Raw genomic sequence first — 15,882 nt, forward strand, 5'->3', positions numbered from 1 at the left:
GCTGACCTGGTCAAGCAGGCGTTCCGAGCTGCGGCTGGCGGTTGCCGAGATCAAGAAAGGGCAGGCAACCTGCAGTGGCGCAGGCCGTCGGCCTGGTGGCCATGTGCTGAGCGGGAGCATTGATCGCGGGCGCTTGGCTCTCGTACTCCCCCCGTGGGCATCTGCACTCATCATCGCGGTGGTGTTGTTCGTGGTGGCGGCGGTGCCGGGCCGCAAGAAGGCCAGACGAGGCCGTCGAGGACCTCAAGGAAGACGTCACCACGATCAAGAAGAGAGCCAACCGACGACCGCTCGGGCGTTCAGACCGGCCAGGAGGAAGAGACGCTGCAGTCCGACATCGAACGCACCCGGGCCGAGCCGACACCGTCAGGGATGCGTTCATCGCGGCCGTCCACGCTCGTCGGCCTGGGCAGAACGCGGAACGGTAGGTTGGCGGGGATGCACTTGCCGATCTGGTACGCCGCCTGGGAGTACGAATGCTGCGGCCCTTCCCTCGAGCCTGGGGCCGAGCTGAGCGTCAACCTGGTGCTGGAGGATTTCACCGCAGAGCCGACCGATCGTGGGCAGCCGCTCGGCTGGCGGGCGGCCGAATCGGGTGCGGTCGACTTCGTCGCCGACTTCGGCCGACGTGAACCGTATCCGCGAGCCGACTTCGGAGGCATCTCGTCGGCGGTCGACGGCCCGGTTCAGACCGGGCGTTTTCAGGGGACCGGTTTCCTGTGGCACCGTGCGCATGAGGACTTCGGAATCGGCGAGCCATACCAGGTTGTTGTGCGCAAGCTGTGCTGTGCTCGGCAGATCCTTCAGCGGACGGACCCGGTCACGATTCAGGTCACGGGGCACGAGCAGCCGACCGAAATCGGCGGGGCGGACGACTGCCCGCCTCGCGCCGATTTCTTTCTCATGGCCGAAGTAGTCAGCCACGGGCGGTGAGGGTCAGGCGCGGTCGCAAGTGCCGCCCTTCTTGTCCCAGGTGGAGGTGATGATGCCCGTGTCGCCGGTCGATGTCCCGGGGACGTCCTTGGTCGAGTAGACGACCTTGAAGTAGTACTTGGTGTTGCTGGTGTTGTACTTGCGGCAATAGATCAGCGAGTTGCCGTTCTTGATGATGCGCTTCGGTGCCTGCAGCGTCTTGGAGATGTTGCGCTCGAAGCTCTTGCTCCAGCGCTTGCTGAAGTGCCGGTATCCCCACTTCTTGGTGCCGCATCGCAGCACGGCCCCCTTGGGCGGGGCGCCCTTCTTGACGAACCTCCAGTAGTCGGTGATCGGCTCAGCAGCGGGCTTGTGCTTGCAGTTCGGCTTGGCGGCGGCGGCCACCGCAGATGACTGGCCTGCCACCCGCTCGGCGTGCGCTGTTGCGGAGCCGGCGGGGAGGGCGGTGACGCCGACCGCCGAAGCGATGAGGGTTGAGCAGACCAGGGCCGACCTTCTACGCGCAGTCACTATGCAGAGTCCTCTTCACGTTCTCGGGGGTGCCGTTCTGGCGGATGAGCGACTCATGATCACAGATGACCGTCGCCGGGTAAAAGATCTTGGGGGGCCCAATTTGGTCCGGGCGCCTCTCGTACCGGAGCACGGCACGATGAGCCAATTCCGGGGAAGTCAGCGCCGTGGCTGGCGTGCTGGATCGGTGGCACGCGGCTCATCTGAACGGAGACGTCGTGACTGACAATCAATGGAGGAGGTACGCCTGCGCGTATGAAGGCCGACATCGCGAGGAAGGAGTTTTCCCGAGGCGGGCGCCTTCGGCATAGGCCCCGGCCCTGTCTCTGCAGATGACGCGCACTCCCCGAGTGAGACTGGAGCCAGGCGGCCAGGGGTGTCGACCCGCCGGACGTCGAGCATGTCGATGGTCCGGTGCGGTCCATGTCCAACAGCAGCGTCGCGTATGAGTGGCCACGTTTCTTGGCCAGCACGTTCACCCCGAGCACGGTGGCCTGGCCGTTCGGCGGTTCGGGAAGGGCGCGGATCATCCTGATCAGCAAGGAGCACGACGCGATGACGCCGAGCACGTTCACCAGCCGGGCGTCGGCCTGTGCGCCACCTACGACTTTGCAGCCCAACGGCAGGACGGCGGGCCGAGCGCACACCTGGCCGATCTGGCGTATCACCAGCTCAGCAGGCCCCCATAGGGAGCTACACCCATGAGATTCACACCTATCTGAGCTGCGGGATCAGGATGCTGGTCGTGACCGCCACCGACCTCTCCAAGCTCCAGGTTCCCAGCGACTTCGCGCTTCTGTTGCGAGACCGCTTCATTGAACTTCGACTCAACCGGACCTACCGCAGCCTGCGGGTCACCCGGAGTCCTCCAAGGCTGCCCCTTCACATCGACACGGACGAGGTCGCTGCCGTCGGGACTGCCGCTGACCGGGACAATGATCCTCGGACTGTGTTGGCATCGGTGACTGCACCCAACGTCGTGGTCCGAGGCCTTCAGCGCCCGCAGTCGGCTGTTGGGCGCCCTCTTCCACCTCACAGCCTTCCGTGGCATCCGTCGCGCCGAGGTCGCCGGGCTGCCCTGGACCGACACGGATCGATCACGATCCGCGAGACCCGCCCAGACGACGACACGAAGAGCGAGGCTGGCGAGAGGACGGTCGGCCTCGACCAGGAGACCATCAGGGTGCTGCGTGTCTGGCGTACGCGCCAGAAGGAGGAGGAAAGGCTGGCCGAGAGGGTGTGGATCGACTTCGGCAGGGTGTTCACCCGTCTCGACGGCTGAGTGGATCTCGCAGCGCTTCGAAGCACTCGTCGAGCGCTACGGCATGGTCAGGCGCCGTCACCTGAAGGAAGGCTGGACCACTGAGCACATCACCGACGCCATCGTCTGAGCGAGCGCATGGTCCGAGTCGCCATCGAGAGCGGCCCTCTCCACCGATCAGGTTCCATGATCTGCGCCATGGATCGGCGACGCTGACCTTCCTCGGGAAGTTCGACATGAAGGTGATCAGCGCCACGCTCGGTCATCGTTCACCGCCGACACCTACGCCTGCGGTGGCCGAGGCAATGGCCGCCGTTGTGCCGCGTCGTCGCGATGTGCCCACCAGAAGCCGAAAACGCCCCCGCCGAAGTCATCAACTTCAACGAGGGCGCTTCTACCGGCGGAGGATCGGGGATTTGAACCCCGGATGGGCTTGCACCCAAACCGCATTAGCAGCCCGTTATGAATGATCGGCTTCTCTTGGCTGAAGGTCGCGCCTGTAGTGTTTAGCCAGGTCGGAGCGGGTACAGCGGCCCTGTTCATTGGGTCTGGTCGGGTCTGGTCGGGTCCTCTTGGAACCCGGTTGCACAGCCAGTGTGCAGCCATGGTGCAGCCACGTTCCCTCTGTGCTCCTGGCCTGCAGTATCGGCGTCGTGGGCGCGCGGCATCCGCAGGGCGGAATGCGATATGGGGCTATTGCACTGCGACGACCTCCGCCCCTCTTTCCTCGCTAAACTGGCCTGACATAGAAATTCAAGGGGGGTGTGATGGGCAAGCGTTGGACAGTCAAGGACGTCGCCACGTACCTGGATGTCGCTGAGAGCACCGTGCTCCGGTGGCGCCATCAGGGCGATCTGCCCGAGCCTCTCGATCCGCAGGCGTTCCGGTTTGAGTGGAATCCGTCGCTGATCAAAGCTTGGGCTCGCCAGTGGTTTCCGCGCCTGCGCGAGGACCCTGAGATCGGCCCGGAAACTCCGTGGTGGGACGCAGGTGACGTGGCGGCCTACCTCGGCGTAGAGGTCATCACCGTTCAGCGGTACAACTCCCAGAAGCGCATGCCCGAGCCTGCGCGCTACTTCGGACGCTTTCCCGTCTGGGAGCCGCATGTGATCATTGAGTGGGCCAAGCAGCGGCCGAGCTATGCCTTCAAGGACCGCCCCAGCAAACACCGCAGCGACGCGGACCAGGCCGAGCAGATGGCCAAGACCGCCTCTGGACGTCACAAGAAGGCGCGGCCCGCGGTGGCTGGCGACGACGGTCCGCCGGCCGACGAGCTGTGGGGGTACCGCGAGATCGCCGCCCACATGGACGTGTCACCCGAGACGGTACGGGGCTACAAGAAGGAGATGCCTGAACCGGACCGCTACATGGGACGATCGCCGGTTTGGCGCAGGAGGGTGATCCTGGACTGGATCGCCGCCCGGCCCGCTGCCGGGTGGAACGGGCAGCGGCCAGGACGGCGTCGGCCAGCGCCTCAGACGCTGAGCGGGTAGGCAAGAGGTCACCGCGCTCCAAGGCGAGCTGATGCCATACGCCGTGCGTTGACCCATTCCCAAAATTGAATGCCGTGAGCGCCCGGCGGTCGCCGAGCCTGACCGCACGTGAGTGGCACCCGCCGCTCCCAGTTTGCTCCTACCCGAGAGAGCGCCAGCGCGGGCGTCCCGAGTTAGGGAGACCGCGCTCATCGGCGACAGCGGTGTAGCTGAGTGGCGTAGGTGCGCCGGAGTCGGCGGCGGGGGCGCGGCGGACTGGCAGGTGCCCGGCAAGGTTGCTGCGGCCCGCAGCGCCGTGCTCTCCACGGCGCGGATGAGTGGAATCGGATATTTCGGTCTAACTAGAAGTGGGTCTATTGCAACCCGCTTTATGCGATATGCGAGCGATGGCCCAACTCCGTCGGAATGGCCGTATATTCTTCCGCAGAGGTCACCCGTCCGGCCTGGGGATGCGGGAGTAAACGGGGACCGCACTACCACAACTGAACGGGGTCAAGATGAGTGACCAGGCTCAACTGGTGGCCATGGCGGGGGCCGCTGCTGCCGCGCTCGTGGCGGAGATGACCAAGGACGGCTGGGCTTCGATGCGGGCCGCTGTCGCCCGGTTCTTCGGGCACGGCGGTGAGGGCGAGCAGGAGCGTCAACTGCGTCGGCTGGACGCGGACCAAGCCCAGGTGTCCGAAGTGAGTGATGAGGAACTGGTTGATCGCTGGAAGCGACGCTTCCTCACGCTGGCTGAGGATTTCCCGGCCGCGGTGCAGGACTTGGCGGCTCTGGCCGCCTCCCGTCCCGAAGATGCGTCCTCGCTGCCACGGCAGAACGCTGTGGGTAACCAGGGCTCGGTCGTCCAGATCGGGCGTGATAACTCCGGCGATGTTCAAACCGGGAGAGAGTGAGCGTGCCGGAGGAACCGACGGGTGCGCGTCCGCATCAATACGCGCAGAGTAATACCGCCCCGACCGTTCAGATTGGCGGAAGCAACACGGCGCCAATCAACATCCATCGGCTGCCAAAGCTGCCCGTATATCCGGTGTCACAGAAAGACCTTGCTGCGACCATAGATCCACTGTGGGCGTATACCCCCACCCCTCAGCACGTGCGGAAGGAACTCAGCCTGCATGGGGTGGCCATCATCACCGGGGAGCATGGGACCGGGCGCAGGACGTCGGCCCTCCGGGCCTTGCGCGATTACCTCTCGCTGCCAGAGTCGGCGAACCTGTCATCCGCGGACTCGCATGCCGTGCAGATCTGGGACCTGTCCCCCGACTGGGAAGACGGTGAGGTTCCACGCCTGGAGGTCCTTCCCGACCCACTACCCGGACAGGGTTATGTGCTGGACGCCGCCCAAAGAACCGTGAGTCCGGCGGCAGCGCAGGCCCTCAACTCGTGGGCCGCACGGCTCCATCAGATCCGTTCGGGTTTGGTGGTGGTTGGCGGTCCCACGGACTGGCCGGACGGCCGACTGTCCGAGCCGGCGACTCGCCCCGAAGCCGCGCAGGTGGCTCGCAACCACCTACTCCACCGGTTGGACCGTCCCCTTCAGGCGCACTGGCTTCAGGCCGACCCCAGCAGGACCGCGAACCGTACTGGGCTGCTGCGCCAGACGGCGGCCCCTGACCAGACCGCCGGCATCTTCGCGGACCTGATCCCCCGCAGCGTCAGCCCGGCCGACGCAGTCCGCATCGCCGAACGTCTCGCCCAGGTCGACCCAGGAGAGGTAGGCGCTGCGGTTCAGGACCAACACAGCCCTGATGCCGCAGTAGCCGAGCGAGGCCGACTGTTTGTGCAGGCCGTTCGCGAGAGGGTCCTGGAATGGACCCACTACCTTGAGAAGCTCCTCGCCGAAGGCGGTACTCGCGGCCCGGACCGAGTCATGCTGCTGGCCGCCTCGTATTTCGAAGGCGGACCGCTGGAACTGTGCATTAAGGCCGCCACCGAGTTCGACCCGCGCGGCGACCAGACTCGGCAACGCTTCCGCGAGGGGCGCAGTCCACGGCGCCGACTGCGCGACGTCGGCGTGGATGTCACCGAGACCGACACCGCCAGCTTCGCCAGCCGACCTGGCCTGGCGATGGCGGCCATTCGCACCGACTGGTATCACTGGGCCGACGAACGCACTCAGACTCGCGAGTGGCTCCAACGCATCACTGCTCCCGGAGCTGTAGCGGAGAGGTGGAGCAAACAGGTAGGTCAGCGTCTACTGGAGCTCTCACGCACCGCGGTAGACCCTCCCTTCTTCGCCGTCCTGGAGTCATGGGCCACGCCAGTCATCGACGGCGATCGGATCACTCTCATCGCGGAGCTGCTAACCGAAGCAGCCATGACCGAAGAACTCGCCCGGCTGGCCCATGCAAGACTACTGAACTGGGCCGAGTCAAAGAACGCAGCCCGAAGGCAGGTCGTGGCGCAGGTCTGCGCCGGTCGCTACGGCCTACGGTGGCCGAGCCACGCCCTCGTTCGGCTCCGGCACATCTTGGCCTATGACGATGAAGCTGCTCAGATCGCCGCCGCGGCCTTGGTGAGACATGCAGAGCAGGGTGGCCTGGAACGGATCATCGAAACTATCGAAACGTGGCTGGAACGATTCTCTGGCCAAGCCGCCGGACCGCGTGCCTTCCTGGCACTGATCGACCCGTCGGACCGCGGTGCGGCAGCCGGTGCCACCCCCACCGGTGGCCTGGTGAGCGTCCTGATCACTCTCGCTCAAGGCACTCCGCGAGTCCGCGACTTTCTCATCACCGGATGGGCCGCCACCTTGCAGCAGCCCGACGTGCGCGACGGTGCTTACCGGGTACTGCTTGCCTGGGCCGAGGCTGTGCACCGGGCCTGGCTGGACCGAGACGTTACCTTCGGCATCCTCACCGAAGTCCGCAACCTGCACACTCCAGTGGACGCCATGTCCCGCTTCCTCTATGGCAGTCCCGAGCACGACGCCCCCGCTGTCGTCGACGCCCGGTACGCCCTGGCCAACCTGAACGCCTGCACGCATGCGCACTGCTCTCACCCCGACTGCCCACTGCTTCACACAGGCGGTACCAGCCCGCCCGAAGTGGAAGCGACGCACCGAGGCGATCAGGAGAGATCCTCGAACGGGCAGGACGCAAGCTCAACCAATCCGGACGCAGAGGGGGACACGTCGCCGAGTTAGGCACGCGGGTGCACTTCGCGCCTAACTCCTCTGCTGGAAAGGCGGTCGCCCGCAGATCCGGCTTACCGGGCTGCCGGAAGAGGTTCAAGCCGCTGCCGACCGACTCGCGCATGTGGTGGTGCTGGAGACCTCCGGCTGTACCCGCGCCGTGGCAACTCGCGTCTGGTCTCGCTCTACCTGGAGGTCGACGTGAGCACCGTGCCCGCTCCTTGCCACGCCGACGACCGCCCGTTCGACTCCCACAAGTAGCCGCACCGGCGGCACCTACCGCATGCTCTCCGTCCGGCGCCAGCCGATCAAGGCTGGGCCAAGCTTGCGTGAGTTGCCTCGCGGCGCGCGGGTTCGTGCCGACGCAACGTCACTACCGCGCGAAGCACGCAGCCCGGTGCGGCCCATCTTGCATGGCGGCCCCAACCAGGATCTCGGTGGACTGCGTAACGATGGCCGGTGCGTCGAGTCCGGACGCTAGGTGGTGAAGGCGGTCTGACGTTCGTCAGCTGTGTTTGGACGGCTTGCTCGGGTGGCCGAATGCGGACGTACCAACCACGAGCCCCGAATGGGTACCGTCGTCCCGTCTACTTGATCTTGAGAGAGGGGACCAATGCAGGTCCGAGTGCTGGGCAGGGCTGTAGAGGTGCATGGTGACAACGGCGAACCAGTACCGCTACAGCCATTGATGGGCGCAGCGCTGGGCCTGTTGGTGGTGGCCGACGGGAACGGACGGCGGGGCGTCTCCCGCGACCGGCTGAAGGCGATGCTGTGGGGGGAGGACGACAGCATCGACTGGAGCGGCTCTCTGAAGGCCACCATGAGCAAGCTACGGCGGGTTCTGGGCAAGGACCGAGTGGTGTTCTCAGGCGACGCTTATCGCTTCGTCCCCGACGAGCAGGCAGACTACGTTGACCTGCTAGTCCTCCGAGCGTTGGTCGACAAGGCCAATCAGGTGCGCGCCGACGACGACCTTGAGACGGCGGTCCGGCTGTATGCACATGTGCTGGAGCACTGGTCAGAGACCCCGTTGGCCGGGATACCGCAGACCTCCGGGGCGCTCGGCCACATCAGAACTCTGCGGGATGAGCGGCAGGTCATCGTGGAGGCGATGCTGGAGATCCAGTTGGATCTGGGCCGGCATCGGGAGGTCGCTGCAAGTACGCCGGCGCTGATTGCAGCAGATCCGCTTAATGAGCATCTGCGTGCGCTGAGGATGCGGGCCTTGGCCCGGTCAGGGCGTAAGGCCGAGGCGCTGCGGGACTATGACGATGCCGAAGCGGTGGCAGAGGCGGAGACTGGCACGAAGCCGGGCCTGAATCTTCAGCGGCTCCGGGATCAGGTCAAGGACAATGATCCGGTCGTCTTTGCGTGGGAGGCTCCCCGGATGCGGGAGTCGGACGCGATGGTGCTGGCGTCGGGTGCGGATGGTTCCAGCCACAGCTTGGCGCGGATGATGAACTACATGATCGGCGGAAATTTCCATCTGCCGGTTGATCGCGCTCTAGCTGAAGTCGTCCTGGCGGCTGCGCCGGAGGCGCGGATCTTGCCTATCGAGACTGGGGATTTCTGTCGTCGCGCGGTTCGGGTGGCGGCGAAGGCAGGTATCGACCAGTTCATCGAGATCGGGACCGGGCTGCCTACCAAGGAACCGATCCACCAGATCGCGCGGCGCGTTGCTCCAGGGGCGCGCGTGCTTTATGTGTCCAACGAACCCACCGTCGTGGCCTACCTGCAGGCGCAGGGGCTCAACGGTGAATCCGCGAACATCATCCATGCCGATATCTGGGAGCCCAAGGCCATCCTCGAGGCGGCCCAACCGCAGATCGACTTCACCCGGCCTGTCGGCATCCTGATCCGCGAGGTTCTGAACTTCGTCGATGTGGATGACGACCCATGGCAGATCATCAGCACGCTGGTCGATGCCGTGGCACCTGGTAGTCGCTTGATGTTGTCGGTGGCCACCTCCGAGGGGCTGACGGAGGTGGTGCAACAGCAGATCTCGGCGCAGGGCTTGTACGAGCCGCTGCCCAAGCGTCTCAAGATGTGGCCGCGCGAGGCCATCGAGGAGATGTTCGTGGGCTTGCCGGTCGTGGAGCCTGGCCTGGTGGACGCCAATCAGTGGTGGCCTGATCGGGCTGGTCGTGCTCCGATCGGGCCGATGCGGGCGCTGGTTGGGATGGCGATCAAGCCTTAGGTCATGGTTCGGCCTTGCGAGGCGGCCACAGGGGACGAGTGGTCTCACCACTCCACGGGCAGTTGTTTGAGCCCGCGCACGTGGAGTCCCTCCTTCCATGCCAGGTCTTCGGGCGCGACGCCCAGGCGCAGGCCGGGCAGGCGTTCCAGCAGCGTCGCCAGGACCACGTGGATTTCGGCGCGCGCCAGGTTGGCGCCCAGGCAGTAGTGCGGGCCGTGGCCGAAACCCAGATGCGGGTTCTCGGGCCGGGTGAAGTCGACGCTGTCGGCACCAGCGAACGCCTCGTCGTCGAAGTTGGCTGACGGGGTGGACACGAACACAAGGTCGCCCTTGCGGATCGTGCTGCCCTCAAGTTCGACGTCTCGGGTGGCGATGCGGGGCAGACCGTCCCCTTCGCCGAGCGGGATGGTTCTCAGGAGTTCCTCGATGGCGGCTGGCAGTCGTGTGAGGTCCTCGCGCACGTATGCCAGGTGCTCGGGATGGGTCAGCAAGTAATAGAGCTGCAAGGCGGCCATGGTCGCCGTGGTTTCGAAACCGCCCACCAGGATCGCGATCGCGAGGTTGACGAGCTCGCTGTCGCTGAGGCCGGTTTCGTCGTGCACCACGGCCGACAGTAGGTCGTCGTCGGGGCTGCTGCGGCGCTGGTTGATCAGGTCGGCCAGGTATGCGCCCATGGCCTGCTGCGCTTGGACGGCCTGTTGCTGGCTGTACTTGGTGGAGGCCAGGAAAGCGTCGCCCCACGCCTGGAACTGCGGCCGATCATCGGTGGGGACGCCGAGCAGGTCACCGATGACCGCGAGCGGGAGCGGCAACAAGACGGACTCGATCAGGTCGGCTGGCGGCCCTTGGCCCTCCGTCACTTCGAGCATCTGTGTTGCCGTGTGCTGGATGCGGGGGCGTAGCTGCTCGACTCGCCGCGGGGTGAAGGCGCGCGCGGCGACACGGCGCACACGCGCGTGCCTGTTCAGGTCCATCCCTAGGAGGGAGTCCCTCAACGGCGGGTACCCGGGTAGTTCGGCGGCCTGCTCGCGGGAGAACAACTCTTGGTTCACCAAGACGTAGCGGGCGCTGTGGTACCCGGTCACTACCCAAGCGGGGGGCCCTCCAGGCGGCAGCGTGACTCTGGCGACGGGGTGGTTTTCTCGTAGCTCTTTGTAGGCGGGGTGAAGGTCGAGGCCGCGGGGACATTTGAACGGGTAGCCGCTCACGTGGGGGTGATCTTCCATGTGAACACAGTAAGCAAGCGCTGTCATCGTCTGGTTACCGCACGGTCACCGCGCAAGGCAAACCCATGATCCGGTTTCGCTGAACAACAGGCCGCCAACAGTAGGGGCCACGATCCGGACGCCGCAGTCCTGTCCGAGGTGACCGCATCCGGCCATCACGAGGCAGTGATGACTTTTCTGAGCTGGGGCGGAAGCGGTCAACGATCAAGCGACAACCCCTTGGGGACTGGATGGCAACCGCCGGGGAACCCCGCCTCCCTAGGGTGACTGCACCATTTACTTGATCGAACTCGGGGGTTAAGCGCTTCGCTTGGCTGTGCGCCAACGAACGGTATGCCCGCAGACATGACCCAAAGTGGAGCGGACGAGTGAGAGTGAGTCCCCAGGTAAGAGAGATCGTCCCGCCACCATGGCAAACGTGCCACCAGAAGACTCTTGAGCGCCCGGTCGACGCACGCTTCGGAGCCCTCGCCGAACGAGCGCGTGTCGTAGCTGAGGCAGAGGAACGGCTCGTTGAGATGGTGCGTCAAGTTGCTGCCGAGGCTTTTCGCCGTGGGGTGCAGGAGGCGCGGGAACAGGATCGGTCGCTTGACGCTCTGGATGCTGTGCTCAACTTGCCACGCGGGTTGGCCCCCGTTCCCGTCGACGTGAAGGTGTGCGGGTATGAGGCGACCGCGAGGGTCATCCCCGGTAGTGCGGTGACGCCCGCCCAGGCTCTGGCTTCCCTGGTGAACGCGATCAGCAACGTTGAGGAGTCCGTTGACTGAGCCGACTCCTCTGCCGGAACGTTCCACAGCACCGCTGGAGGGCATCGCGTCTGTCGCCTTCGTTGGCGCCAACGGCAGGGTGCACATCGCTGTGTCCGACGCACTCGATCTCGTAGACTCGCATCAGGAAACGATCTCCTCAGTGCGTCAACACCGTTGGGTACGGCGCGGCGCGTCACGGGCGGTGCGTGGGCTTGCGACGACGGCTGCCGCGATGGCTGTCGTCGTCGTAATGGCCTGGTCGTCGGGAGCGGTGGAGGCATTGGAAGATCTGCTGTCTCCGCCTGCGGCTGAGCGGAATAGCGTCAGCGACAAGGTTGGAGATCTTCCAGGGCAGGCGACGTTCGCGCCCCAACCCACAACACTAGACAGCCCTGCCGTCAGCGGGTCACCGGCCAGCAGTCCGTCGATCCACTCTTGGGAACCGCAGAAGCCTCAGGAGCCGCCGGCTGCGTCCACCCCTCCCGCTACGACGGGCCCGCCTCGGGCGACCGACACGCCCTCGCCGGATGTGGTTCCTACGCCTTCGCCGAGTACCGGTGACGGACCTAGCGCTCCTCCTGTGCCGCAGGATTCGGCATCTCCGCAGCCTGCACCGCTACCCGGGCAGCCGGACGGAGACGCTGACCGCGGTTCAGCAGAAGGTGGGCCGTGACGGCTACCTGAGGTGGGCCTGCTGGTCGGGTGAGCGTGGAACGGACTTGGATGCTGCGGCACTTTCGGCCGCCATGCGCCGGGCTTCAGTACGCACGGCCTCAATAGCCGCCTGGCGCGCTTGCCAGGGCAGGCCCACCATTGCCCAGATCGCACGCTCATGCTGGTCGCGAAGTCCGCCCGTGAACAGTTCGTTCGGATCGGGATCTTCATCCGAGACGGTTGCAGGGGCTGGGGCTTCGGCGTCCGAGGTGCTCTCATTGCCGAGTCCGGCCGCAGTGAGGACGTCGCTGCGGGGAATCTTGAACTGCGTGGCGATGGCTTCGAGGGTTTCGAGCTTGGGGATGACGCCTCTGTTGAGCATCCTGCCGACTGATGCGCGGTGGACGCCGATTTCGCGTGCGAGTCGCGACGGTCCGCCTGCTCGCGGGCCGTCCAGTTGGTATCCGCGAGCGGTCATCTGCTCGCGCAGCCAGGTCGCGAAGGACTCGCCAGGGTTTGTTGCGTCCACGCGCGGAACCTTACCTTGCCAGGTGGCAATGCGTGAGATCTACCGGGACATCTCTCCTGAACAGCAGCCGTCCTGAAGTGGATGTAACCCTGCTGAACAGGGGTTTGCCGTGAACACCTACACGGCATGGAGATGTTGCGCACAACCAAGAGGGTTGTTGCGTCACGCAACACAGCGGCGTAGTCTGCTGCGCATGATCTCCGAATCGGGTTGGGATACCGTCCTGCGACGCGATCGGTACGCGCGCCTCTGTGTGCGAGTGCGTTTGGAATCTGAGGCGGAGCAGGCGCGGGCCTTCGGTGTCTCGCCTAGCTATCTCAACCGGCTCCTGGCCGGTGACCGGCACATCAACCGGCACTTCATCGCTGGCGCTCTGCGCGCATTCGCGTGCAGCTTCGAGGAACTCTTCGAGGTGCGGCCCCGCGGCTCCGAAGGGACGCATCATGAGGCCGATTTGCGAGACGTCGGGGTCAGTTCACGCCCAGTCGGCGACTCAACTCGGCGAGGAGGTCACCTGAACTGATCTTGGCGAGCGAGGGAGTGAGCTCCTTGACGCCAGCTTCGTCGGCCGTCAGAAATCCGGCCGCTACGAACGCCTCCAGTACGGGTCGGTTGTAGGCGTGAGCGAACGCGGTAACGGTCTCCGGCTTGGGGGTGCGGGACTGCCAGGCGCTGACGCCAGCCTGGGATAGGCCGGTGCGTTCGGCGATCTTGGTCTGGTTGCTGCCTGCGATCTGCTGCACGTAGTCCCACCAAGCCATGCGGCCAGTGTAGGCGATCGGTATTGCTGTGGTGATGGCCTCCATCACTGCCGTTCTATAGCATTCGCAATAGTGATATTGTCATATCTATGGCAATAGTCTCCGCTAGGAAAGGGATAGCAGTGAGTACCGAGCACGCCATCAGGGCCGACATGGGCTTCGAGTGGGAGTACAGCCGCGTCGAGGGTCCGATAGAGGCGGCGGCGGCCGTCGCCAGTCTGACCTTGGACCAGGTCCGCGCCGAACCCGTCGTCCGGGAGGTCGGGGACTGGGAACACGACACCGAGGCGATCGCCATGCTCCCCGACGCGTATGCGGAGCAGGTCACGCGCGTAGTGGAGGAAGTCCGCGACGAAGAACGCACCGTCGCCGAGGCCGCCGACCGGCTGTACGGACTCACCCAAAGTATGGGGGACGTCGTCAGGGCCTACTGGGTGGGCGAACTAGCCGCGCTCATGCGCCTGGTGAAGCACATAGACGAGCCGCCGACGTGGCTAACCGAACGCATCAGCCAGGCCACTCGCGTCCTCACCGGACTTCTCCCGCCCGGACTCACCAGCTAGCGGTGGTCCCGCCCCGTGCCGGGGGCGGGACCACCTGAACGTCCTCCCTCGCAGAAGGAACACCCGAATGGTACTTCGCACACGCCGCCCTACCGGGTCGGTCCCGTGGCCCCTGATCCTGCTCGAAGGCGGTGAGAAAGTCGGCAAATCATGGTCGGCCGCCACGCTCACCACCTCGCCACGCATCGGCCGCGCTTTCTGGATCGCGCTCGGTGAGGTCGACGCCGACGAGTACGGCGCCCTACCCGGCGCCGACTTCGAGATCGTTGAACACGACGGCACTTTCAGCTCGATCTTGTCTGCCGTCACCGACATCCACGCCCTTGCCGCCGAGGCTGAGCCCGGCCAGCCTCCCGTAACGCTGGTCATCGACACGATGTCGGCCGAGTGGGAGTGGCTGAAGGACTGGGCCGACGAACGGGCCCGCCAGAGTGACAAGAACAAGAAGATCCTGGCCCGCGACCCTAACGCCGAGATCGTCATCCCGCCGAACGTGTGGACCGACACCAATGCCCGGCACCGCAAGCTCACCCGACTGCTGATGACGCTCAAGGGTGTGGTGGTCATGATCGCTCGCGGTCGCGAGACGATCGCGGTGGACGACCACGGCCGTCCGATCTCCGGCACGAAGGAATACCGGGTCGACGGGCAGAAGGGTTTGCCGTTCGACGCATCGGTCTGGATCAGGATGCACCGCGACAGACGCTCGATCATCGTCGGTTGCCGCAGCATCCACACGGGCATCCGGCCCGGCCGGGACCAGCCGATGGAGCTGTCGGACGACTGGACGCTCGACTGGGTCATCTTCGACCTTCTCAAGTGCAACCCCGACACCTCTCACGCGGCACGCCTGGTTGATCGCAGGCCGGAGATGACCCCCGAACAGATCCGCGCCGAGGCGTTGAAAGCCACCAGCATCGAGCGCTTGCGAGAGCTGTTCGAGCAGACCAGGGCGCTGGGCTACGAGGGTGTTCTCGTCACCGACAATTTCGGTAACGAGGGTGAGCTCGCTCAGCTCATCACGTACCTGGCGAACCAGATGCGGGCGGGGAACGCGGCTACCGGTGAAGCGGAGACCGGGGGCTCCCAGAATCAGCCAAGGGCTACACCGGAGCAGCAGGTGATGCTCACCGAGCTATTCGTGGAGGCCGGAGGCTTCGAAGACTCTGCCGAGCGTGACACCTACATCGCCGAAGTTCTGGGCCGCCCTGTGGCCGAGACCGAGCTGAACGTCCATGAAGCCGAAACGGTCGCCTCGCGGCTCCGTCAGGACATCCGTGCAGAGGCCGACAAGGCCAAGGCCGCCAGAGCGAACACGGCCAGCAAGGAAGCGGTCCGATGAGCGGCCGGGTAGCTGAGCTGGTGTGGCGCTTCGCCGCCATCGCGGGAGCACGCAAAGCCATGCGGCAGATGACCGACGCCCACGAGGTCGAGCTGATTGAGACCCTGCCCGGCCGCGCCCCGGCCGTGCTGCCGTCCGGTAAGCGGGTCGCCTCGGTCTCCCTCAACTGGGAGGTCGCCGCCGTCGTCGTGGACGAACGCGCGTTCCTTGAGTGGGTACGCCGGACTCGGCCGGACGAGGTGATCGAGTCCGTCCGGGAGTCCTACCGCCGCTACGTGCTGGAGGCAGCAGTGCGAGCCGGGGAGGAACCGCCCGGCGTGCATCTGCGCGAGCGCGTCCTCTCGGTCACCACTTCGTTCGCCAAGGGCGGCCTAGCGGAGATCACGCGAGCCCTGGAGGCCGGCGACGTCGGCTGGGACGAGCTGTTGAACGTTCCCGAACCTACGGATCTGCCTCCCCGTCTGCCGCCCGACTCAGCCACGTCTCCCTCCTGACTTCATGCGCACCGGGGGTGGGCGGCCGCCTGCC

At 65.5% G+C, this 15,882-nt stretch carries 13 protein-coding genes; 9 read left to right on the forward strand and 4 right to left on the reverse strand.

The window, feature by feature from the left end; all coding sequences use genetic code 11:
* The first annotated feature begins 438 nt into the window (after positions 1-438).
* Positions 439-933, forward strand: coding sequence for a hypothetical protein (locus tag F8566_RS29935; protein WP_151565183.1), 495 nt, complete (start codon positions 439-441; stop codon positions 931-933).
* Positions 934-936: 3 nt separating this feature from the next.
* Here F8566_RS29935 and F8566_RS29940 read toward each other — a convergent pair whose 3' ends face one another.
* Positions 937-1,443: a hypothetical protein gene (locus F8566_RS29940; protein WP_151565184.1), complete on the reverse strand. Its 507-nt coding sequence runs from the start codon at positions 1,441-1,443 to the stop codon at positions 937-939.
* A gap of 745 nt (positions 1,444-2,188) precedes the next feature.
* Between F8566_RS29940 and F8566_RS29945 the strand changes: the two genes are divergently transcribed.
* From F8566_RS29945 to F8566_RS29965, 5 genes are all read left to right on the forward strand, one after another.
* Positions 2,189-2,725, forward strand: coding sequence for a hypothetical protein (locus F8566_RS29945; RefSeq protein ID WP_151565185.1), 537 nt, complete (start codon positions 2,189-2,191; stop codon positions 2,723-2,725).
* 746 nt (positions 2,726-3,471) lie between these two features.
* Complete coding sequence (locus F8566_RS51595) at positions 3,472-4,197, forward strand: helix-turn-helix domain-containing protein (protein ID WP_225993650.1); 726 nt, start codon at positions 3,472-3,474, stop codon at positions 4,195-4,197.
* Between the two features lie 497 nt (positions 4,198-4,694).
* The gene (locus tag F8566_RS29955) at positions 4,695-5,093 is read left to right on the forward strand and encodes a hypothetical protein (protein ID WP_151565186.1); all 399 of its coding nucleotides are present in this window, start codon (positions 4,695-4,697) and stop codon (positions 5,091-5,093) included.
* Positions 5,094-5,320: 227 nt separating this feature from the next.
* Positions 5,321-7,345, forward strand: coding sequence for a hypothetical protein (locus F8566_RS29960; RefSeq protein WP_151565187.1), 2,025 nt, complete (start codon positions 5,321-5,323; stop codon positions 7,343-7,345).
* Between the two features lie 601 nt (positions 7,346-7,946).
* The gene (locus tag F8566_RS29965; protein ID WP_151565188.1) at positions 7,947-9,530 is read left to right on the forward strand and encodes an SAM-dependent methyltransferase; all 1,584 of its coding nucleotides are present in this window, start codon (positions 7,947-7,949) and stop codon (positions 9,528-9,530) included.
* Positions 9,531-9,574: 44 nt separating this feature from the next.
* Here F8566_RS29965 and F8566_RS29970 read toward each other — a convergent pair whose 3' ends face one another.
* The 3 genes from F8566_RS29970 to F8566_RS29980 form a co-directional block, all read right to left on the reverse strand.
* Positions 9,575-10,783: a cytochrome P450 gene (locus tag F8566_RS29970; protein ID WP_404800361.1), complete on the reverse strand. Its 1,209-nt coding sequence runs from the start codon at positions 10,781-10,783 to the stop codon at positions 9,575-9,577.
* 1,398 nt (positions 10,784-12,181) lie between these two features.
* Entirely contained in the window at positions 12,182-12,688 is a 507-nt protein-coding gene (locus tag F8566_RS29975) for a helix-turn-helix domain-containing protein (protein WP_151565190.1), read from the reverse strand.
* Between the two features lie 470 nt (positions 12,689-13,158).
* Positions 13,159-13,494: a helix-turn-helix domain-containing protein gene (locus tag F8566_RS29980; protein ID WP_151565191.1), complete on the reverse strand. Its 336-nt coding sequence runs from the start codon at positions 13,492-13,494 to the stop codon at positions 13,159-13,161.
* Positions 13,495-13,571: 77 nt separating this feature from the next.
* Between F8566_RS29980 and F8566_RS29985 the strand changes: the two genes are divergently transcribed.
* From F8566_RS29985 to F8566_RS29995, 3 genes are all read left to right on the forward strand, one after another.
* Entirely contained in the window at positions 13,572-14,012 is a 441-nt protein-coding gene (locus tag F8566_RS29985; RefSeq protein ID WP_151565192.1) for a hypothetical protein, read from the forward strand.
* Positions 14,013-14,079: 67 nt separating this feature from the next.
* Positions 14,080-15,354, forward strand: a complete 1,275-nt coding sequence (locus F8566_RS29990) for a hypothetical protein (RefSeq protein ID WP_151565193.1) — start codon at positions 14,080-14,082, stop codon at positions 15,352-15,354.
* Entirely contained in the window at positions 15,351-15,848 is a 498-nt protein-coding gene (locus tag F8566_RS29995; protein ID WP_151565194.1) for a hypothetical protein, read from the forward strand. The genes F8566_RS29990 and F8566_RS29995 overlap by 4 nt, the downstream gene beginning before the upstream one ends.
* Positions 15,849-15,882 lie beyond the last annotated feature (34 nt).

This window comes from Actinomadura rudentiformis (genome assembly GCF_008923185.1).
In the GTDB taxonomy this organism is placed as follows: domain Bacteria; phylum Actinomycetota; class Actinomycetes; order Streptosporangiales; family Streptosporangiaceae; genus Spirillospora; species Spirillospora rudentiformis.

Bases quoted from the DNA above. Each gene is read 5' to 3' on its own strand.
- F8566_RS29970 (WP_404800361.1), bottom strand. From the start codon at position 10,783: ATGACAGCGCTTGCTTACTGTGTTCACATGGAAGATCACCCCCACGTG.
- F8566_RS29980 (WP_151565191.1), bottom strand. From the start codon at position 13,494: ATGGAGGCCATCACCACAGCAATACCGATCGCCTACACTGGCCGCATG.
- F8566_RS29965 (WP_151565188.1), top strand. From the start codon at position 7,947: ATGCAGGTCCGAGTGCTGGGCAGGGCTGTAGAGGTGCATGGTGACAAC.
- F8566_RS29990 (WP_151565193.1), top strand. From the start codon at position 14,080: ATGGTACTTCGCACACGCCGCCCTACCGGGTCGGTCCCGTGGCCCCTG.
- F8566_RS29955 (WP_151565186.1), top strand. From the start codon at position 4,695: ATGAGTGACCAGGCTCAACTGGTGGCCATGGCGGGGGCCGCTGCTGCC.
- F8566_RS29995 (WP_151565194.1), top strand. From the start codon at position 15,351: ATGAGCGGCCGGGTAGCTGAGCTGGTGTGGCGCTTCGCCGCCATCGCG.
- F8566_RS29935 (WP_151565183.1), top strand. From the start codon at position 439: ATGCACTTGCCGATCTGGTACGCCGCCTGGGAGTACGAATGCTGCGGC.
- F8566_RS51595 (WP_225993650.1), top strand. From the start codon at position 3,472: ATGGGCAAGCGTTGGACAGTCAAGGACGTCGCCACGTACCTGGATGTC.